This window comes from Cupriavidus sp. 01L45, assembly GCF_056399885.1.
Map to the genome: position 1 here is coordinate 1 of NZ_JBFTSG010000077.1, position 19,725 is coordinate 19,725.

At 67.4% G+C, this 19,725-nt stretch carries 17 protein-coding genes; 6 read left to right on the top strand and 11 right to left on the bottom strand.

Features of this window, described 5'->3' with window-relative positions; all coding sequences use genetic code 11:
- Window positions 1-1,294, top strand: a 1,294-nt coding sequence (locus tag AC1DT6_RS36260) for a LuxR C-terminal-related transcriptional regulator (protein ID WP_441635480.1), incomplete at its 5' end; no start/stop codon positions are given.
- Window positions 1,295-1,333: 39 nt separating this feature from the next.
- On the opposite strand, the gene AC1DT6_RS36265 is transcribed toward AC1DT6_RS36260, so the two are convergent.
- The 4 genes from AC1DT6_RS36265 to AC1DT6_RS36280 form a co-directional block, all read right to left on the bottom strand.
- The gene (locus tag AC1DT6_RS36265; RefSeq protein WP_441635478.1) at window positions 1,334-2,860 is read right to left on the bottom strand and encodes an amidase; all 1,527 of its coding nucleotides are present in this window, start codon (window positions 2,858-2,860) and stop codon (window positions 1,334-1,336) included.
- 57 nt (window positions 2,861-2,917) lie between these two features.
- Window positions 2,918-4,093: a DSD1 family PLP-dependent enzyme gene (locus AC1DT6_RS36270; protein ID WP_441635476.1), complete on the bottom strand. Its 1,176-nt coding sequence runs from the start codon at window positions 4,091-4,093 to the stop codon at window positions 2,918-2,920.
- Window positions 4,094-4,213: 120 nt separating this feature from the next.
- The gene (locus AC1DT6_RS36275) at window positions 4,214-5,194 is read right to left on the bottom strand and encodes a Bug family tripartite tricarboxylate transporter substrate binding protein (RefSeq protein ID WP_441635474.1); all 981 of its coding nucleotides are present in this window, start codon (window positions 5,192-5,194) and stop codon (window positions 4,214-4,216) included.
- Between the two features lie 83 nt (window positions 5,195-5,277).
- Window positions 5,278-6,627, bottom strand: a complete 1,350-nt coding sequence (locus tag AC1DT6_RS36280) for a D-serine ammonia-lyase (RefSeq protein WP_441635472.1) — start codon at window positions 6,625-6,627, stop codon at window positions 5,278-5,280.
- A 140-nt stretch (window positions 6,628-6,767) separates the two neighbouring features.
- Here AC1DT6_RS36280 and AC1DT6_RS36285 point away from each other — a divergent pair, with 140 nt between their 5' ends.
- Window positions 6,768-7,751: a LysR family transcriptional regulator gene (locus AC1DT6_RS36285; protein ID WP_441635470.1), complete on the top strand. Its 984-nt coding sequence runs from the start codon at window positions 6,768-6,770 to the stop codon at window positions 7,749-7,751.
- 88 nt (window positions 7,752-7,839) lie between these two features.
- Window positions 7,840-8,595 (top strand): sulfite exporter TauE/SafE family protein, encoded by a 756-nt coding sequence (locus AC1DT6_RS36290; RefSeq protein WP_441635468.1) that lies wholly within the window; start codon window positions 7,840-7,842, stop codon window positions 8,593-8,595.
- A 46-nt stretch (window positions 8,596-8,641) separates the two neighbouring features.
- Here AC1DT6_RS36290 and AC1DT6_RS36295 read toward each other — a convergent pair whose 3' ends face one another.
- Entirely contained in the window at window positions 8,642-9,541 is a 900-nt protein-coding gene (locus AC1DT6_RS36295; protein ID WP_441635466.1) for a YihY/virulence factor BrkB family protein, read from the bottom strand.
- A 376-nt stretch (window positions 9,542-9,917) separates the two neighbouring features.
- On the opposite strand from AC1DT6_RS36295, the gene AC1DT6_RS36300 reads away from it, so the two are divergent.
- Window positions 9,918-11,162 carry an AI-2E family transporter gene (locus AC1DT6_RS36300; protein ID WP_441635464.1) on the top strand — a complete coding sequence of 415 codons (1,245 nt, stop codon included), beginning with the start codon at window positions 9,918-9,920 and terminating at the stop codon, window positions 11,160-11,162.
- Window positions 11,163-11,191: 29 nt separating this feature from the next.
- Here the strand turns inward: AC1DT6_RS36300 and AC1DT6_RS36305 are convergent, their stop codons facing one another.
- From AC1DT6_RS36305 to AC1DT6_RS36315, 3 genes are all read right to left on the bottom strand, one after another.
- Window positions 11,192-11,554, bottom strand: coding sequence for a hypothetical protein (locus AC1DT6_RS36305; RefSeq protein WP_441635462.1), 363 nt, complete (start codon window positions 11,552-11,554; stop codon window positions 11,192-11,194).
- A 218-nt stretch (window positions 11,555-11,772) separates the two neighbouring features.
- Window positions 11,773-12,366 (bottom strand): 2-hydroxychromene-2-carboxylate isomerase, encoded by a 594-nt coding sequence (locus AC1DT6_RS36310; RefSeq protein ID WP_441635460.1) that lies wholly within the window; start codon window positions 12,364-12,366, stop codon window positions 11,773-11,775.
- A gap of 64 nt (window positions 12,367-12,430) precedes the next feature.
- Window positions 12,431-13,159: an SDR family oxidoreductase gene (locus AC1DT6_RS36315; RefSeq protein WP_045237400.1), complete on the bottom strand. Its 729-nt coding sequence runs from the start codon at window positions 13,157-13,159 to the stop codon at window positions 12,431-12,433.
- A 213-nt stretch (window positions 13,160-13,372) separates the two neighbouring features.
- On the opposite strand from AC1DT6_RS36315, the gene AC1DT6_RS36320 reads away from it, so the two are divergent.
- Window positions 13,373-13,960 carry a TetR/AcrR family transcriptional regulator gene (locus AC1DT6_RS36320; RefSeq protein ID WP_477115401.1) on the top strand — a complete coding sequence of 196 codons (588 nt, stop codon included), beginning with the start codon at window positions 13,373-13,375 and terminating at the stop codon, window positions 13,958-13,960.
- Between the two features lie 169 nt (window positions 13,961-14,129).
- Here AC1DT6_RS36320 and AC1DT6_RS36325 read toward each other — a convergent pair whose 3' ends face one another.
- Both AC1DT6_RS36325 and AC1DT6_RS36330 read right to left on the bottom strand, forming a co-directional pair.
- Entirely contained in the window at window positions 14,130-15,500 is a 1,371-nt protein-coding gene (locus AC1DT6_RS36325; protein WP_441635456.1) for a DUF1254 domain-containing protein, read from the bottom strand.
- A 52-nt stretch (window positions 15,501-15,552) separates the two neighbouring features.
- On the bottom strand, window positions 15,553-15,945 hold the full coding sequence (locus AC1DT6_RS36330; RefSeq protein WP_441635454.1) for an RT0821/Lpp0805 family surface protein: 393 nt from the start codon (window positions 15,943-15,945) through the stop codon (window positions 15,553-15,555).
- 659 nt (window positions 15,946-16,604) lie between these two features.
- On the opposite strand from AC1DT6_RS36330, the gene AC1DT6_RS36335 reads away from it, so the two are divergent.
- Entirely contained in the window at window positions 16,605-17,195 is a 591-nt protein-coding gene (locus AC1DT6_RS36335) for a hypothetical protein (protein WP_477102136.1), read from the top strand.
- Window positions 17,196-17,258: 63 nt separating this feature from the next.
- Here AC1DT6_RS36335 and AC1DT6_RS36340 read toward each other — a convergent pair whose 3' ends face one another.
- The gene (locus tag AC1DT6_RS36340) at window positions 17,259-19,685 is read right to left on the bottom strand and encodes a carbohydrate-binding family V/XII (protein WP_477111977.1); all 2,427 of its coding nucleotides are present in this window, start codon (window positions 19,683-19,685) and stop codon (window positions 17,259-17,261) included.
- Between the last annotated feature and the right edge of the window lie 40 nt (window positions 19,686-19,725).

A 19,725-nucleotide genomic window follows, 5' to 3' on the forward strand; every position in this document is an offset into this window, starting at 1 on the left:
CGCCGCCGCCTATTACGCGGACGAGCCGGATTGCATGGCCGCCCTGTTCGATCGCTGGGGGGAGGTACCGCCCGTGAGCGATGCGTGGCTGGTGCAGGCGCATGCCAATCGCCTGGCTGCCCGCGCGTTGATGGCGGGGGAATATGCCAAGGCGCGCCGCTACCAGCAGCAGGCGCCGCGTGGCGATGACAGCCTGGCATATCGCTATGTGATCCGGTGGCGCGACTACATCGTCGGGCTAGGGTATTTGTCCGAGGGGCAGGTGATGCTGGCGGATCGCACGCTGCGGCCGGCGCTGGCCCGCGCCGACGAAGAACTGGGCCGGCGCCACCCGTTCTCCTGCATGATCGCCGCGCTGCTGGCCACTGCCGCCTATGAGCAGGACGAGCTGGACGAAGCGGCGGCGCTGCTGGCCAACCGGCTCGACATCCTGGAGCGCGGTGGCACGCCCGACACCGTGCTGCTTGCCTACCGTACGGCGGCCCGCATCGCGGCCGCCACGGGCCTGGAGCACCGCGCCCTCGACCTGCTGGAGACCATGGACGCCGTCGGTACTGCCCGCAATCTGCCGCGGCTGTGCGTGGCGAGCCTGACCGAGCAGTTGCGGCTGCATTGCGGGCGTTTCCGCTCCGAGACATGCCAGGCCCTGTTGCGCCGTATCGACGAGATCGCCGCGCAGAGCGCCGCCCCTGAGTTTCCGCTCAGGCAGCACAGGCTGGTGTTGCTCCAGGACATGGCGCATGCCTACGCCAGCTTTGCGGAGCAGGACTGGCGCGCGGCGCAACAGTGGCTGGCGCGGGCCGAGGCGGGAGCGGATGCGATGAAGCAAGGGGGCGTGCGCATCGAAATGATGGCGCTGCGTGCCCTGGCACTGGACCGCTGCGGCGAGAAGGGACTTGCGTTGTTACGCGAAGCCATGAACCTGTTGCAGGCGTACGGGATCAAGCGCGGCCTGCGCGACGTCCACCCCGCGCTGGCGGACTGGGCGCGCGATGCAGGCTCCGAAAGCGCAGCCATGCGGCGCCTGGAACCCGCGCCAACGGCGCGCCCGCCCGCCGGGACAGGTGGAGGCGGGCCACGCGCGGCCCCCAGCATGGTACTGACGCCGAAGGAGCGCAGTGTGCTGGAGTTGCTGGCCCGGCATCTCGCCAACAAGGAAATCGCGCTTGCCATGGGTATCGGCCAGGAGACCGTCAAATGGCACTTGAAGAACCTCTCCGCCAAGCTGGATGCGGGCACGCGCAAGCAGATCGTGCGCAGGGCCCAACTCCTTGGCCTGCTGCACGACAATTAATCCCGACGGCCAAGTCCGACAGCTACCGGCCGCCGGGTACTACACGGCCGACACCGAAGACGCCTGCCCGGCCGGGCCGTCCAGCACCGGTGGCGCGGTCACGATGGATTTCAGGCCGGGCACCGCTTCGCGCAACTGGTCCAGCCGCGGCAGTGGGCGGCGCAGCGCTTCCGAGCCGGCAAAGGCCTGCTCCATCGCATGCGCCACGCCCAGCGTGTGGTGATCGGCACGGAAGCGTCCCACCACCTGCAGGCCGAAAGGCATGCCGGCATGGTCGACGCCGCACGGCAGGCTGATGGCGGGGTGGGTGGTCAGCGTGACCACATAGGTCGGCGCCAGCCAGCGGTAATAGTTCTCCTGCTTCTCACCGTTGATGGTCTCGGCATAGAGGCTGGTCCACGGGAACGGCGAGACCGGCGTGGTCGGCGACAGGATCACGTCGTAGTCTTCAAACGCGGCCTGGAAGCGGCCCAGGATGCGGGTCTGTTCCGCCTGCGCCCAGGCGCTGTCGCCCAGCGACATGGCTGCGCCCATTTCATAGTTGGCGCGCGTGTTCGGGCCCAGGCTTTGCGGGTCGCGCTGGTAGGCCTCGTGCATGCCGGCCACGAAGCTTTCGGCGCGCAGCACGTCGAAGCAGCGGTGTGCCTCGCCCAGGTCAAAACGGACTTCGTCGCAACTGCGGAACAGGTGCCGCATCGCTGCGATCTTGTCGCGGAACACCTGGCGGATCTGGTTGTCCACCGCGCAGACGCCGAAGTCCTCGGTCCAGCCCACCCGCAACGAGCCCAGGTCGATATTGGCCGGCACCAGGAAGGACATCGGGTCGAGCGCGTAGGTGAGCGGGTCGCTGGCCGAGACGCCGGCGGAGGCCGCCAGTTGCAGGCAGGCATCGGCCACGGTGCGGCCCATCGGGCCCACCACGGAGATCGGCGTCCAGCCCAGCAGCTTGCGCGAGCTGGGCACCACGCCCGGCGACGGGCGGAAGCCCACCACGCCGCATTTGGCGGCGGGAATGCGCAGCGACCCGCCGGTATCCGAGCCCGTGCAGACCGGCAGCATGTCGCATGCCAGCGCCGCGGCCGAGCCGCCCGAGGAGCCGCCCGCGTTGAGGTTTGGGTTGAACGGATTGCCGGTGGCGCCCCAAACGGCGTTGCGCGAGTTGGCGCCCGCGCCCATCTCCGGAATATTGGTCTTGCCGGTGACGATGGCGCCGGCCGCGCGCAGGCGTGCCACCAGCACGTTGTCGGCGCCGGGCACGTTGTCGCGGTACAGCGGCGAGCCATAGGTGGTGAGCAGGCCGGCGGTGGCCTCCAGGTCCTTCACGCCCAGCGGCAGGCCGTGCAGCAGGCCCAGCGGGGCGCCGTCGAGCACCGCGCGCTCGGCAGCCAGGGCTTCCGCGCGCGCGCGCTCATAGCAGGTTGCGGTGATGGCGTTGACGAAGGGATTGACCGCCTCGATGCGGGCGATGCACGCCTCCAGCAGCTCAACCGGTGAGATCTCCTTGCTGCCGATCATGCGGCGCAGCGCCACGGCGGATTGGGCGAGCAGGTTGTCGTTCTGGATCATGATGGCATTCTCTTGCGTGGGTTGTTGCAGGCAGGGCGTTCCGATGCGTTGGCCACGCTACCGGCTCAGGCCGCGCGCCGCCACCGGCCAGACAAGTGACACGAGGCCTTTGCGCACGCCGACGATTTCGTCGTACAGGTTGAGGGTGGGGTCGCAGTGCCCGGGTACCAGCAGTACCTGGGTGCCGAGGCCGGGCAGATCGGCGCCGTTGCCGCCGGAAAGCGGTTCAAGGATGCCATGCTCGTCGTTGGCCGCCACATAAGCCACGGTCCGGCTGGGGCCATCGCCATCCCACACCAGAGGCAAGCCGGAGTCCACCGCCATCGACTTAAGGCCGGCGTCGAGCACCACACGGGGCGCGGGGCGCGTTGCCGCCGCCACGCTCATCACCGCGGTGGCAATAAACAGGCTGTGCTCGAAGCGCAGCGTGCCGCTGTAATCGTTGCGGCCATAATCGGCGTCCATGAAGATATAAGAGCCGGGCTGGATCTCCGTATAGACGCCACTGGCCAGGTCGAACTCCACGCTTCCGCTGCCGCCGCCGGTCACGGTCGCGCAAGCCACGCCGGCCTCGGCCAGCCCGGCAACGATGGCGGCGGTACGCGCCGCTGCATCCGCCGCCGCCTGCCGGCGCGCCGCGTAATCGCGCACATGCTGGATGCCGCCGTGATACGCCTGCAAGCCGCGGAATTCGAGCTGCGCGTGCGCACGGATCGCTTCGACCAGGCGCAGCGCGGCTGGCGCGTCGGCCACGCCGCAGCGGCCCTGGCCCACGTCGATCTCCACGAACACGCCGATGTGGCTGCCGGCTTGCGCGGCGGCGGTAGCCAGCGTCGCGACCTGCCGTGCATCGTCGACACAAACGCTGATGCGGGCGTCCAGCGCCATGCGCGCCAGCAGCGCGGCCTTGGCCTGCCCCGCGATCTCATTGCTGATGTGGATGTCCCTGACGCCGGCCTGCACGAACGGCAGCGCCTCGCTGACCTTCTGGCAGCAGATGCCGGCCGCGCCGCGCGCGATCTGCGCCAGCGCGATATCGGGGCATTTGTGCGCCTTGGCATGCGGGCGCAGTTGCACGCCCGCCTTGTCGGCGGCCTGCTGCATTTGCGCCAGGTTGCGCTCGAAGGCGTCGAGGTCAAGCACCAGGGCGGGCGTGTCGATGGTGGCCGCGGGCTGCCCGGCGGCGGGCGGTGCAAGGTGCAAGATCGTTGCGTCGGAATCGGGGAGCGTCATTGGCTGGCTTGTCTCGGGTCGTTCTGGATGGCGTGACGCCGCCTCCGGGGCGGCTGTGCTTGCGATGATGTGGGCAGGGGCGGGCACTGTCAAACCGAGCCCGCTTCCCGGCGCCTGCGTTCAGTCAGCCTGAATGTTGGCACGCTGCGCGATGGCGCGCATGCGCGGCAGCTCCCTGGTGATCAGCGCGGTCACGTCGGCCGCGGTGCCGTAGGACGGCTCGAAGCCATTGTCGAGCAGCTTCTTGCGCGTGTCCGGATCGGCCATGGTCTCGGCCAGCGCCTTTTCCAGTCTGGCCTTGACCTCGGGCGGCAAGCCGCGCGGCGCTACCACGGCCAGCCAGGTATCCATATCGGTAGCCGGATAGCCGCTTTCCGCCACCGTGGGCACGTCGGGCAGCAAGGACGAGCGCTTGGCGGTGGTCACGGCGATGGCCTTGACCTTGCCGGCGCGGATCTGGGGCACGGCGGCCGAGACCGTGTCCACCGAGAACGGGATCTGGCCGCCGATCAGGTCGGTCATGGCGGGCGAGCTGCCGCGGTATGGCACATGCAGCATCTTGATGCCGAGATCGTTGAGCAGCATTTCGCCGGCGAACTGCGCGGTGGTGCCGGTGCCGAAGGAGCCGTAGGAGTATTTGCCGGGCGCGGCCTTGACCGCTGCCGCGAGCTGCTTGAGGTTGTTGACCGGCACATCGCGGTTGGCCAGCAGGATCAGGCCGGTGCGCCCGGTCAGCCCGATCGGTTCGAAGCTTTTGAGCGGATCATAAGGCAGCTTGGGATGGATGGCCGGATTGACCGTGAAGGTGGTGCCCGAGCTGACCAGCAGCGTGTAGCCATCCGGCGCGGCCTTGGCCACCAGGCCGGCGCCGACGATGGTGCCCGCGCCGGGCCGGTTGTCGATCACCACCGTCTGGCCCAGGCGGTCGCCGAGCTTCTTGGCCAGCAGGCGGCCGATCACGTCGGTGGCGCCGCCGGGCGGGAAGGGGATCACCATCTGGATCGGGTGCGTGGGGTAGGCCTGGGCCAGCGCGCCGCCGGCAGGCACCGCCAGGCAACAGGCGGCCAGGCCCGCAAGCTTGAAGGTTTGAACGGTTTTCATGCTGACTCTCCTGCGTGGCAGAGGCCGGCGGCTGAGGGGGCCGGCTGGCGTGCAATGGTTAATCGTTGATCGACGATCATTGGTCAGGCTGCGAGCGCGGCCGCCTTGTCCAGGAACCCCTGGTATTCCGCCGGCGGGACGAACAGGCCGCCCGTGGTCCACACCAGGTGCGTGGCTTGCGGCATCGCGGTCTCCAGCTGGTGCCGGGCCAGATAGGCGCGCCCGGCGGCGCTTTCGCACAGCATGCGCGGGCCGCTGAAGCCGGCCGCGGCCGAGGGTTCGATGCGCAGCCCTTGCGTGCGCCAGGCAAGCTCAAGGTGCGCGAACAAGGTGTCGTCCGCCACGGTGAAGACGCCCGACAGCAGCGGGCGCATCACCGCCGCCGCCAGTTCGGAGGCGCGCGGCACGGCCAGGCCATCGGCCTCGGTGCGGTTGCTCAGGCCGAAGTCATAGACGGATGGATTGCCCCCGTCCGCCATCATCTGCACCAGGAAGCAGGGCGACTGCGTGGGCTCGGCAAAGAAGCAGTGCACATGCGGGCCAAGCCATTGCCGCATGCCGAAGGTGATGCCGGCCGGCGCGCCGCCTACGCCGCAGGGCAGATAGACGAACAGCGGATGGTCGGCATCGGCGCGGATCTCGTGCGCCTGCAACTGCCCGCGCAGGTGCAGCGCCGCCGCGCTATAGCCGAGCAGCAGCGACAGCGAGCGCTCGTCGTCCACAAAGTAGGTGAACGGATCCTGCTGCGCCTGGCGGCGCCCGGCGGCGACGGCTTCCTCATAGTCGCCCGCGTGCTCCACCACTTCCACGCCTCGGTTGCGCAGTCGCGCCTTCTTCCACGCCTTGGCGTCCGACGACATATGCACGGCCGCGCGAAACCCCAGGGCCGAGGCCATCACGCCAATGCTCAGGCCGAGGTTGCCGGTGGAGCCGACCGCCACCTGGTAGCGTGCGAACAAGGCCCGCGCGGCAGGCCCCGCGAGCGCCAGGTAATCCTCCGGCGCGCTGCGGCCGGGGCCGATCAGGCCGTGCCGCAGGGCCAGGCTTTCGGCAAACTCCAGGACTTCGTGAATGCCGCCACGGGCCTTGATGGAGCCAGCCACCGGCAAGCTGTGGTCGGCTTTCACCCAAAGGCGCCCGTGGCCCGGCGGCAGCCCCAGGCTTTCCTGCATCGCCGGCACGGCCAGCAGGGGCGATTCGATGGCGCCTGCCGTCTCCACCAGTTCCGGAAACAGCGCCGGCAGCAGCGGGGTGAAGCGCGCAAAGCGCGCTTGTGCCGCCTCGACATCAGCCAGACTAATGCTCCGCTCGCCAGCGGCCTGGGCCGGGGGCGGCGTGTCGAGGCGGGCCGGATTGCACCACATCAAGGGCTCGCCCGCGCTCAGGCTGGCGTGGAGCGCATGCGTCGGGTTTGTGGGGATAGGCTGGTTCATCGGTAAGGATTGGCTGCCATGCGTTCGGGATGACTTCATTGTTGGCCCGGTCAGGCTGTGCCGCAATCCATTTATACTTGGCGAAGTATTAGTTTTACTAATGGATATTTACGGAAAGAGATGCGCAGCGGCAGCCACTTATGAACACCTTGCTATCGTCTTCGCTGCTGAGCTGGCTGCGCTGTTTCGAGGCGTCGGCGCGGCACTGCAACTTCACCCACGCGGCCACGGAGCTGTGCGTGACGCAGGGCGCGGTCAGCCAGCAGGTCAAGCAGCTTGAGCAATGGCTGGACCGGCCGCTGTTCCTGCGCACACCGCGCGCACTGGTGCTGACACCGGAGGGCGAGCGGCTGCGTTTTGTGCTGCGGGAATCCTTCCAGGCCATCGAAGGCACGCTCACCCAGTTGCGCAAGCCGCGCGAGGCCGGCCCGATCGCGCTGAGTTGCGCGCCATCGTTCGCCATGCGCTGGCTGACCCCGCGCCTGGGCGATTTCTTTCGCGATCATCCCGAGGTGGGCTTGCGTGTCTACGGCGAGTTCCACGCGCTCGACCGCACCCGGATGGTGCGCGACGGGATCGACGCCGCGGTGCGCTTCGACCTGGGCGGCTATGACGACCTCAAGGCCCGGCTGTTCCTGGACGAATGGCTGCTGCCGGTGGCCAGCCCCGGCTTCCTGGCGGCGCATCCGGACCTGCGCGGCCCGCAGGACCTGAAGGGCGCCTGGCTGCTGCACGATGCGAGCCCCTGGGACGGCGCGCAAGCCTTCGAGGAATGGCGCCACTGGCTGCGGGTGGCGGGCGTGGAGATGGAGGCAGCCGGGCTGGAGGCCGGGCAGCGCTTCAACCTGTCCCAGCTCGCCGTGGGCGCGGCGCTGGCCGGCCAGGGCATCGCGATGGGCCGTTCGGCGCTGGTGCTCGAAGATATCGAGGCTGGCCGCCTGGTCGACCTGTTCGGCATCCATGCGCGCTCGCAGGCGTCCTACTTCTTTGTTTCGGCGCATGGGCAGACGCCGCATATCGCCATGGTGGAGGACTGGCTGGCGGCCGAGGGCGCGCGTTTCGGTGCCGCCCGCGCCAAGGTGCTCGATATACGTGCACGCGGCGTGAAAGCCACCGGGAGATGACAAACCAGCCATTCCACGGCATAGTTTGCGGCTTTCGTTTCCGGCTTTCCCGCAGCCTTGGCACGGCTTGTGGGCATTCGAGTTCCCGATGGATTTTCCTGTCCTGATCCTGGCGCTGGGCGCCATTGTGGCCGGCTTCGTGCAGGGCTTGTCCGGCTTTGCCTTCGGCATGGTGGCCATGTCCTTCTGGGTCTGGACGGTGGAGCCGCGCCTGGCGGCGACCATGGCCGTGTTCGGCTCCCTGACCGGGCAGGTGGTGGCGGCCGTGACCGTGCGGCGCAGCTTCTCGCCGCGGCAACTGCTGCCCTTCGTGGCCGGCGGCGTCCTGGGTATTCCCATCGGCGTGGCCATCCTGCCGGCGCTCAATCCGGCGGTATTCAAGACCTGCCTGGGCGGCTTGCTGGCGATCTGGTGCCCGCTGATGCTGATGTCCGGGCAACTGCCGAGAATCCGCTTCGGCGGCCGCGTGGCCGACGGCGTGATCGGCGCGGCCGGCGGCATCATGGGTGGCATCGGCGGATTCACCGGCGTCATCCCGACCCTGTGGTGCACCTTGCGCGGACTTGCCAAGGACGAGCAGCGCGCGATCATCCAGAACTTCAACCTGGCCACGCTGGCCGTGACCATGGCCACCTATGTCGGCACCGGCATCGTCACGCGCGACATGCTGCCCATGTTCCTGGTGGTGGGGCCGGCCATGCTGGTGCCCAGCATCCTGGGCGCGCGCCTGTACATCGGTATCAGTGAAATCGCTTTCCGCAGGATCGTGCTGAGCCTGCTGACGGCCTCCGGGGTGGCCTTGCTGGCCGCTTCGCTGCCGGCGTTGCTGCAGCCGTTGCACTAATGCCCTCAATGCCCTGGCGCGGCTTTGCGCCAGGGCGCGCCGGGGTTCAGGTATGAAAGCGCTCAGCTTCGGCTTGCGGCGTCGCCTCCGCGCCGCTGCGCTCGAACTCCGCGATCACCTGTGCCCCGAGCAGCAGCAGGGTGGCGGCAATCTCCAGGCTGAGCAGGACCACGATGGCGGTGGTCAGCGAGCCGTACACCACGCTGACCTGCGACAGCGTGGCGAAGTACCACACCAGCACGCGACGCGAGACTTCCCATAGCAGCGCGGCGGTGACCGCACCGATCAGGGCATGCCGCAGCGACAGGCGCCCCACCGGCATCACCAGGTAGATGGACATCAGCAGCAGGATTTCGCCCGCCAGCCCGAACAGGTAGAGCAGGGCGCGAGAGAGCCGGTCCAGCGACCAGTCGTGGCCCAGCAATTCCACATGGTGCTCGCCGATGGCCTGCAGGCTGCCCGACACCACGGTCACCAGCAGCAAGCCCGCGCTCAGCACGACGATGTAGCAATACGGCAGCACCGCCGACACCAGGAAGTGGCGGCGGCGGATCGCCACCCGGTGCACGAAGATCACCGACATGGCGTTCTCCAGCACCGTGAACGCCAGCGAGCTGAAAAAGATCATGCTCACCAGCAGCACCCAGCCGATTACCCCGCGGTTCGCCAGGAAATTGCCCAGCTCGGCGACCAGCGCGCGCGATTGTCCTGGCAGCAGCCATTCCAGATAACGGGACAATGTCGCAAGCAACGACTCCGGTTCGATCACATGCGACAGCGCGATCACCATCAGGATCAGCATTGGCACGATCGACAGCAGCGCGTAGTACGCCACGGCCCCGGCCAGCAACAGCCCCTGGTTGGCGCGGAAATGCCTGAGCGTGCGCAGCACGAAGCGGCCGGGATGTTTCAGCACCAGGCGGGCGCGTGCGTCGAGTATCGGCATGGCATAGGGTCCGTCATCGGCAGGGCGGCGATACGAAGCGCCGGCGACCGAGCCTGGCGGTTGCCCGGCCGTTTTCGCGCCGCTTGCGTCGCTCCTCTCAATGTGGCGCATCGCGTGCGGCGCGGCAAGGCGTGCTTGTCCTACACCGGCTAGCGGCTTTCGCCGACAGAATCCCGCCCCGGCAAGGCTATGCTTGATTGATGCGAGGCGGGCGCCTGCGCCTGCGTGTGCTTTGCGCATTGCATTCGTCCCCCATGCCCTGGGCCCGATACCCCGCCTTGTGTCCGGGAAGAGTCCACCGCCACCGTCAGCCGCGCTGGTATGGCGCCCCCAAGCCACCTTTCATGCTGTCTTTCATGCGAGCAATCTGTAACCCATGGCCGATCTGAACGCCGGGCCCGCTGCGGCGAGCCAATCGTCCATTCCTCCTGACGCGGATGCCGGCCCTGGCGCCGGGGCGGACAGCCACGCACCCGCGCCTGAATCCGCAACCGGGCAGGCGGCGGCCGCCGCCCTGGCAAGCGTGGCGCCGGAGGCCGCTCCCGACTCTGTACCTGCGGGACGCAGCGCACGGGCGCTGACCGTCCTCGCGGTGCTGGCCTCGCTCTATACGTTGCACCTGGCCCGCGAGTTTGTGATTCCCGTGGTGCTGGCGGTGGTCATTGCCTACATGCTGGATCCGCTGGTGACCGTGCTGTGCGGCCGCCGCATACCGCGCGTGCTTGGTGCCTCGCTAGTTCTGCTTGCGCTGCTGGCCGGCGTGGTCTGTTGCGCCTACTTGCTGCAGGACCAGGTATCGGGGCTGGTGGACCGCTTGCCGGAAGTGGCTACCAAGCTGTCCCGCTCGGTGGGCGCCTTGCTCAGCGGCGACGACTCGATGCTGCAGAAGATCCGGCGGGCGGCCACGGTGCTGGGCGGCACCGGGCAAGGGCCGCCCGTGCGTGGCTCGCGGGTCATCGTGGAACGCGCCGGGGACTCGCTCAACAATATCCTGCTGGCTGGCTCGGTTGGCGTCTTCGCGCTCGTCGGCCAGGCATCGGTGGTGTTGTTCCTGAGTTTCTTCATGCTGGTGTCCGGCGACATGTTCAAGCGCAAGTTCGTCAAGATGGCCGGGACCACGCTGTCGCAAAAGAAGATCAGCGTGCACATGCTCGACGAGATCAACCGGCAGATCCAGCGCTACATGGTGATGCTGGTGGTGACCAATGCCATGGTTGGCGCGCTGACCTGGTTCCTGCTGAAATGGCTGCACGTGGACAACGCCGGCACCTGGGCGCTGGCCGCCGCCGCCTTGCATCTGGTGCCTTATTTCGGCGCGGTCCTGATCGCCGTGTGCATCGGGCTTGCCGCCTTCATGCAGTCCGGCGACTTCGGCACGGCGGCGATGGCGGCGGGCGGCTCGCTGCTGGTCGCCACCCTGATCGGCGCGCTGGTCACCACCTGGATGACCGGACGCATGGCCAAGATGAATGCCGTCGCCGTGTTCATCGTGCTGCTGCTGTTCACCTGGCTATGGGGCACCTGGGGTGTGCTGTTGGCCATTCCCATCGCCGTGATCGCCAAGGTTGTGGCGGATCATGTGGAGGGGCTGGAAGTGCTCGCGGAGTTCCTGGGCGAGTGAAGGCCGTTGCGGGGACGGCCCGCTGATGCTCACTGCTGTGCGACGAAACGCGCCACCAGTTTCGCAACGGCGGCCGGCACCGCATACGGCAGGCACGCTTGCAGGTGCAGGGTGCCTGCCGTATGCCAGGCCAGTTCCGCCTCGCGTTCGTCGAAGCGCAGCGTGCCTTCGGCAAACACGCGTTCCTGGCGCATCCCCTGGTTCATCGAGACAAACCGCAGCGGCACCACTTGCGCCGGGTTGTTGCCGGTGTCCAGCCACAGCCACTGGTACTTGCGCGAGCGCGGGGCATCGGCGGGCAGGCCGAGGCGCTTGATTTCCAGCACCGTGCCGGCGTGGCCGGTAAAAGCAAAGAGGATCTCGTAGGCGGGCGTGGCCGGGGTTTGTGTCATGGCTGGCTGGAAAGCGGGCGTGCCGGCATCGCGGCAGCATCCCTGGGATGCGCGATTCTACCCGTGCCTCCCACATGCGCAAACGGCGCATATCGATAGCCGAACACCTTCACTCCATGCCCTGGGGACGGGGTGCCGACATCGCTGCAAGCGAGCCGGCGCCGCAAGTGCCGGTCGCCCCTTGATAACAGTGGCCAGCCTGCGCGCCGGCGATGCGGCTACGCGGCCAGTGCTTCCTCGACGAACAGCAAGCGATCGTTGCCCCAGAACAATTCGTCGCCGACGATGAAACTGGGCACGCCGAACAACCCGCGTGCCACGGCCGCTTCGGTGGCCTGTTTCAGGGCATCCTTGACCACGGGGTCGTCGATCATGGCCAGCACCTCGCGCGTATCGAACCCGGCCGCCGTGAGCACGGCGCCAATCTCGGCCGGGTCGTTCAGGTTGCGCTGCTCTTCCCACATGGCGGTGAAGATCGCCGCCACATAGCGGTGGAACGCCGCCTCGTCCCGCATCTGGAAGCCTGTCGCGGCGCGCATCAGCGCCAGCGTGTTGACCGGGAAGTGCGGATTTTGCCTGAGGTTTGCGCCGTAGCGCCGCGACCAGCGCTGCGTGTCGGTCTTCGACCAGAGACCCTTGGCCGGAATCTCCGCGGGGCTATGGTTGCCGGTGGCCTTGAAGACGCCGCCCAGCAGGATCGGCCGCCATATGATCTCGGCGCCGGTGCGCTGCGCCACGCGAGGCAGTTCCTTGTAAGCCAGATAGGAATAGGGGCTGCCGAAGTCGAAATAAAACGCTACTTGCCTGCTCATGCCGTCGTCTCCGCTTGTTGTCGTGTCTTGTCATTGATCGCTTCACTGCCGCGCTGGCCGCGCCTTACCACGGCTCGATCCACGGCCGGATGTCGAGTTCATGCGTCCACGCGTCGCGCGGTTGCTGGTGCAGCATCCAGTAGGTATCCGCAATGTGCTCGGGATTGACAATGCCGTCGTCCTGCTTGGTGGCGTAGCGGTCGGGGAAGTTCGAGCGGATGAAGTCGGTATCGATGGCGGCATCCACGACCAGGTGCGCCACATGGATATTCTTCGGGCCCAGCTCACGCGCCATGCTCTGGGCCAGCGCGCGCAGCGCGTGCTTGGCACCCGCGAAGGCGCTCATGCCATCGCGCCCGCGCAGGCTGGCGGTGGCGCCGGTGAAGAAGATCGAACCGCGCCCGCGCGGCAGCATCACGCGGGCTGCCTCGCGCCCCATCAGGAAGCCGCCGAAGCAGGCCATCTCCCAGACCTTGAAGTAGACGCGCGACGTGGTTTCCAGCACGGAGAACCGCACATTGGCGCCGATGTTGAATATCGCCACCTCCAGCGGCGCGATCTCGCGCTCGATGCGCTCGATCAGCGCCACGGTCTCGTCTTCCTTGCGGGCGTCGCAGGCAAAACCATAAGCCTCGCCACCCTCGGCGCGGATCTGCTCGACCAGTGGGGCCAGCTTGTCGGCGCTGCGGCGCGTCACGCACGCGATATAGCCTTCGCGCGCAAACCGGCGCGCAATGGCGCCGCCGGTGGCGTCGCCAGCACCCACCACGAGGATGGCTTTCTTGTCGGACATGTTTGTCTCCGGTCTTGGATTGTCAGCCCGGGCAGGGACGCGGACGGGCTGTTTGCGCTCTGGCCGACGCCACCCGCTTCCAACGGGCGCGGATCCGGCGTAAGCTAAACGTTCGTTTAGTAAACGAACGTTATGGTATGAATGCGGGTCGCGTCAAGTCCCGTCCTTATCCGTATTCCTGTTTCTATCCCTGTCCCGAGCCCTGGAAGAGCAATGCGTTATTCCGCAAGTCATAAAGCCGCCACTCGCCAGCGGGTCCTGGAGGCCAGCGGCGCGCTGGTCAAGCGCGAGGGGTTTGCCGCCACCGGCGTTGACCAGCTGATGGGCGCGGCCGGCCTGACCGGCGGCGCCTTCTACAGCCATTTCGATTCCAAACAGGCGCTGCTGCGCGAGGTGATCGCGCGGGAGCTGCAGCGCAGCCGCGAGCTGCTGCTGCTCGACGGGGAGGGGGGCGATGGCGCGTGGCTGGCGGGGATGCTGGACCGCTATCTCACCATGGGGCACGTACGGCATCCGGAGACAGGATGTCCGTTGCCGAGCCTTGCGGCGGAGATTGCGCGGGCCGATGCTCAGACACGCACTGCCTGCGAGGACGGCCTGGTTGCCATGCAGCGGGATATCGCCGGGCGGCTCGGAAGCGGCGAGGCGGCCTGGGGCGTGATGTCGCAGTGCGTGGGCGCATTGATGCTGRCACGCACGGTGGCCAGCCAGGATGTGGCGCGGGAGATCCTGGCTGGTGCGCGGGACATGCTGGAGCGGCGGCTGGGCGAGCAGGCCGTGGATGCGAGGGGATCGAAGTAACGGGTTCCCCGTTCGTTCCCCGTTCCTTGCTTCACCCTCTCAACGACTGGCGACTTCCATTTTCCCTCCAGCAGTGCCGAGGCCCCCACCGCGCGAGCCGCATAGTCGTTCTTGAGGATACCGGGGATGCAAACCAGTGAAACAGCGGGGCGTGCGGCGCCGCACGCTGTCAGTCGGTAGCGGGCGTCAATGGCGGCAATTTCCAGCTGCCATTCATCGCCGCCTCGCTCGGCCCGTACAGCCGGCCCACGGCGCTATACATGCCTTCGGGTGCGGGCAGCCAGTTGGACTCCTTGTCCTTGCCCGGGGAGACATGGCCCACGTAGAGCGTGAGTCCGCCGTCGGCATCGTATTTCAGGCCCTTGGTGCGGTCGCCGATCGAATAGCGCTGGAGGGGATTGGCATACAGGAAACGATCCGGCAGCGTGTAAAGCGTGATCGACCAGAAAAACCTGGCGGGGGGTAACTGGCCCGGCCCGAAACGGATCTTCGACGCCTTGCGGCCGTCGCCCACATAGCCGCCATACCAGGCCTCCGCCAGCGAGTTGCCGTACAGGCCCATTTCCGCCGCGATGGCGCGGGTGAGGTAGTCGTTCTTCATGAATTCCCGCGTGCCGAACAGTCCGTTGGACGACAGCGTGATCTTGGCCTTCTCCGCCAGCGCGGCCCGGGCATCCTTCACGCCCGCGTCGATCGCCGCCAGCCTGGCGGGTGGCAGCTTGCCGGCGTCGAAGGGCCGGCCAGGGCCGATGCCGATCTTGCCAAAGCGCTGCATCAGCGCCATTTCGCTGGAGACCGGCGGCTGCGTGAACTGCAGCAGGAAGTTCAGGTAGCCGATGAAGTCATGCGTGCGCGCCTTTGCCGGGTCGTAGGGCGGGAAGGCCACGGCCGGCATGGCAGGGGGCGGCGCGGCGTTCAGGAAGGCGCTCAAGGGGCGCAGTTGCATGCCCGCCTGGATCGCCTTCACGTTGGGCAGGTCGTCGGGCCCGTCCAGCGCGGTGCGCGTCAGGGTCATCACGATCTCGGTCTCGGAGCGGAACACCTCCTTGATGCCAGGCGGCGTCGGGCCCTTCCATTCCGGACCGGCGATCATGTAGTTGCCAGCGCCGTTGCCCGTGGCCCGCGTGCCCACGTAGGCGAAGTTATAGGTGAAAAGATCGACCCACTGCTGCACGTAGTAGCGCTTGGCCGGCACCTCGGGCACGGTGATCACCCAGGGTTCGGCGCGCAGGTCCAGCCATGCCCAGGAATACGGCGTGTCGTTATTGGGCGTGACCACGTCGTGGTTGTCGGGCGTGTAGAGCGTGGAGTAATGGCGGTACTTGCCGAAGCCGCCAACGTATTCCGGGCTGGCCGGATTGGCGAGCTGCTTATACATCGTGTTGTAGTTTTCGATCATCGGGAATGCATAGATATAGGCATCCCTGGCGATGGCGCGGATTTCGTCCTGCGTGGCAGCGGACTGCGCCACGGCTGGCCCGGCGCCGGCAATGAAGCCGGCCAACGCGAACCCGATCGCAAATGCCGGCAATCTGGCCATTGCAACTCTCCCTTTGATTAGTTGTTTGTCTTTTTCTGGTGCCGGCCCGGACTCAGTCGTCCGCGACCGGGCGCGAGCGCCAGCGGCCGTCGCTTTGCTTGCAGAACCAGCCGGTCCAGTTGTCTTCCTGATCCCCGCGCTTGAGCTGTGCCTTCAGTTGCCGGCAGGGCTGGCCCTTGTCGGTCTTGCTGCGCAGCGGCGTCAGCTGGCCTTCGATCGGCTTGCGCTTGCCTTCCGGGGGGGCGGTCCAGGAGACCATCGTCCCGTCGGCGCCTTTGTTCAGCACGTCGCGCACGTTCAGGGCGAACGCGTTCGATTCCTTCTGGCTCATGGTGCCGACGACCGTGCCGTGGATAAAGGTGTCGAGGTAGGCGAACGCTGGTGCGGCCGGGGCGAGCAGGGCAGCGCTGAGTAGCGTGGTACGGAGCAGCAGGCGCGGTGTCATGGCAAGGGTCCTTGGTGGACATTGGAAACGGCTTGGGGAACCGGCACGGAGGCGGAGACTCTGCCGCGCTACTTGATGTACCGAAAACGGCGCATTTCGTCGCCCATGGAAGAGGGCGCCAGCCAGTATCCCTGCCGCAAACTTAGTCCACTCTGGCAGCAAAAGGCAATACAGTCTGTTTGCGCAGCGAGTTAAGGCACATGAATAGCCCGGATCGCCACGGCTGCCCGGACTCACGGCGTGATACTGAACAGGCCGTCGAAGGTATCGAGCAGGTGTCGGCGCCGAGGGGAGAAACGCGTAAGCGGTAGAGGCTAAAAAAAGCCAGTGGTTCGGCATTGGCATGTTGCTGGCACGGGTTCGCATTTTTGGGGAGCGGGGTGCCGACGTTATGGGAGGCGCACGGCCAGTTGAAGTGAAAGTTTTTGTGCCGCGATCTGAATAGTGTGGCGAACTGCACCATTGCGCAGCACTTCATTGGAAAATGCGCCTGGTCCGATATGAAATCTTTCAACCGGCACTCCGCACCGGGCCGAGGCAAGCTATCTTCAAGCCAGACTTACCGCAGCACGCTTGGCCACGCTGCTTAGTCAGGGCTTTTGCCTGTCCTTGATTCAGGTGTTTGTTCATCCTTTCGCTGACTACTTGCCAGGATTTCCATGCCAAACCGTAATTTGCTCTCCCATTCCCTGCACGCAGTCTGCCTTGCCGCGGCCGTGCTCTTCACACCTCTGAGCCAGGCTGCGGGCACTCCCGTCGTCGGCATTGCCGAGGAACTGGTGGTTTCCGGCCGCATCGTCGCCATCGATCCGGATTCGAAGGCGGTGCTGGTGCAGGGCCCGCGCGGCAACGTCGTCGAACTGATCGGTGGCGATGAAGTGAAGAACTTCAAGCAGATCAACAAGGGCGACATGGTGACGCTGACCCGGGACGACGCCGTGGTCACCACGCTGGATCCGGTAGACACCAAGGACACGCCAATCACGGAATCGGTGGAGCGCACCGCGCGCGCGGGGGACGGCGCCAAGCCCGGCTTCGCGCGTGAGATCACGACCACGGTCACGGCGCAGATTACCAAGGTCGATACCAAGAACCGCACCGTGACCTTCCGCACCCCGCGTGAGACGCTGCGCACGGTCAAGGTACGGGACCCGAATATCGACCTTAGCAAGATCAAGGCGGGCCGGCTCGCCAAGATCGTCTATCGCGAGGTGGTCTCGATCGTAGTCACCGGCCCGGCGAAGTCCTGACCCTGGCAAGATCGCGCGGCATCCCGCGGCGCTGTATGGCCGCGGGATGCTTGCGTTTACGCGCTAGCGGTGAAAGCCGTGGAAGCCGCCCATGCGCCGGCCGCCGCCGCCGAAATTGCCGCTGAAGTTGCCGCCGCCGCCCCATTGGTGCGCTGTCTGCCCGAAGCGCTGCTGTCCCACATTGCGCGCCTGCCGCTGCTGGTCCAGTTGGCCGGCGACATCCGGGTTGGGCTGCACCGGCTGCCAGCCGCCCGACGTGTGCTTCTGCCAGCCGCCATCCTGGGTGTGCTGGTAGACGTTCCCGTCGTGCCCGGCGTACACATCGCCGTTGTTCCAGGCCACCGCATTGCCCTTGTCCCGGTTGACCATCACGCCCTTGCTGGCCGCTTCATGCTGGCCGGTCTGCGTGTTGCCCGCCACGCCGAACTCGGCCGCGCCCGCACGCCCGGTCTGCGCGTTATAGCCCGCTACCTGGCGCCCGGCGGCGTAGTTGCCGGTGTACTCGTTGCCGGCGACGCCGCCACGCCCGGCGCCGCTGCGCCCGGTCGACGGGTTGGAGAAGGCGCCTTGCCGTCCGGCCGCGGCATTGCCGCTGTAGGGGTTGAAGGCGGCGCCGGCGCTGCCCTGGTAGCGCGCGCCGGTTGCCGGGTTGTACCCGGCGCCGGCGGCGCCGCGCCATTGCGTGCCGGTCCAGGCGTTGTAGCCGGCGGCATGCGTCACCGTGCCTTGTCTCCAGCGCCCGTAGAAATTCGCCGTGTTGACGTTGACGTAGTTCCAGTAGCCGCCGCCCCAGTAGGGGCCCCAGTAGGGCGCGGCTGCGCCCCATACCGCGCCCACGGCGAAACCGAAGGCGAAGCCCTCCGCGGTGCCAAGCGCAAAGCCCGCGCCATAGCCATAGGTGGGGGGATAGCCGTAATAAACCGAGCCCACGTAGGCCGGGTAGACATAGCCCGTGCCGTAGACCACGGTGCCGTCCGGGTTCACCACCACGCCCATATAGCCGGGCGTATAGCCGACCACCACCGTGTCCGGGTTGACGGAGTAGATGCGCACATAGGTAACGTAGTGCAGCGGCGAACTGGCCGGGATGGTGTAGATCGTGCCCGGCACGTCGGTGGCGACGCGCCAGGGGCCGGTGGGTGCGGCGGCGGTGAACCACACGCCGTTGGACACCGCGTAGTAGTGCTCGCCGTCAACCTGGAGTACCGGCGTGGCGGCGTTCACCGCGTAGCTCAGCGAGGTGCCGGTAATGGGCATGAAACGCGGCGAGCCGTCGAAGGCGACCGCGAGCGTGGCCTTGGCGCGCGACACCGATGCGGTCTGCGGGATGGTGGCGGCGATCTGCGCCTCGCGGGCCTGCGGCGTGCCCGGCACCGATACCAGCACGTTGGCCTTGGGATCCTGCGGCGGGATCTTGGCAAAATCCGCCGGCAGATCGCGTCCGGGCACGAACTCCCAAGGGCCATCGAACCCCGGCGCGCGGAACCAGCGGCCGGAAAGCAGCACGTAATACCGGTTGGACGCGGGGTCGACGAATACCGCGCGATCGGTATTGGTCACCGTCAGCAGGCCAACGCCGGCCACCGGCGACAGCTTTGGCGTGCCGTCGATGACGATCAGCTCCGTGGGTGCGGTGGACACCAGTACCGCCGGCGGATTGGCGGAGCGCTTGCCGTCGGCGGGCAGCATCAGGTCGGCCTTGACGCCGGTCTGTGCGCGCCCGGCGGCGGTCGCCAGGGCTTGCGGCGGGCTGGTCAACACCGCCCACGGCCCGCTTAGCCCGTCAGCGGTGTACCAGTAGCCCGCGGCCTGCAGGTAGAGCTTGCTGCCGCTATCGCGCAGCAGCAGGGCGCGGCTGTTGAGCGCGTGCTGGAAGCGCGTGCCGCTCAGCTCGCGCCAGGCCGGCTCGCCGTCCACCGGCACCAGCAAGGTCGGGACCGATGCGAACACGATGCGCGGCGCATCGTTCCTCACCGCCACGCCGGGCGCCTTGGCCTGTAGTTGCGAGACGGCGTAGCTGGCCTGCAGTTCGTCGAGCGGCACCGTCATGCCGGCCTTGGGCAGGCGCCCCACCAGCGCCGCGCGCACCTGGTCGGCGCCACCGGGATTGGTCGGCACCTCGACGCTGGTAATCTGGATGTCGCGCATCTGCACCAGGCCGGAGGCCTTGTCGATATCGGCGCGCGCCGCAAAATGCGCCACGCCGTAGGTAGGCGCGCCGTCCTTGGCGCCCACCGCAACGGCGGCGCGGCCGGACAGGCGATCGCCATCCCATTGCTCCACCTGCGGCTGGTAGATCTCGATATGCTGGGAAGCGGCATCGAAATCGCGCGGCCAGGTCAGCGGCGCCACGGCCTTCGGCGGGTTGGCGGCCTGTGCCTGGGGCAAGCCCAGCGCCAGGCATCCGGCGATCAGCAACAGGCCCAGCGGCGCGGCGAGATGGCGGCCGGGCCCGGATGTCTGCGTGGGCGTTGGTATCGGCTTTTGCATAAGACGGCTCCAGTGCTGTGGAAAGGTGGCGGGATGGCAC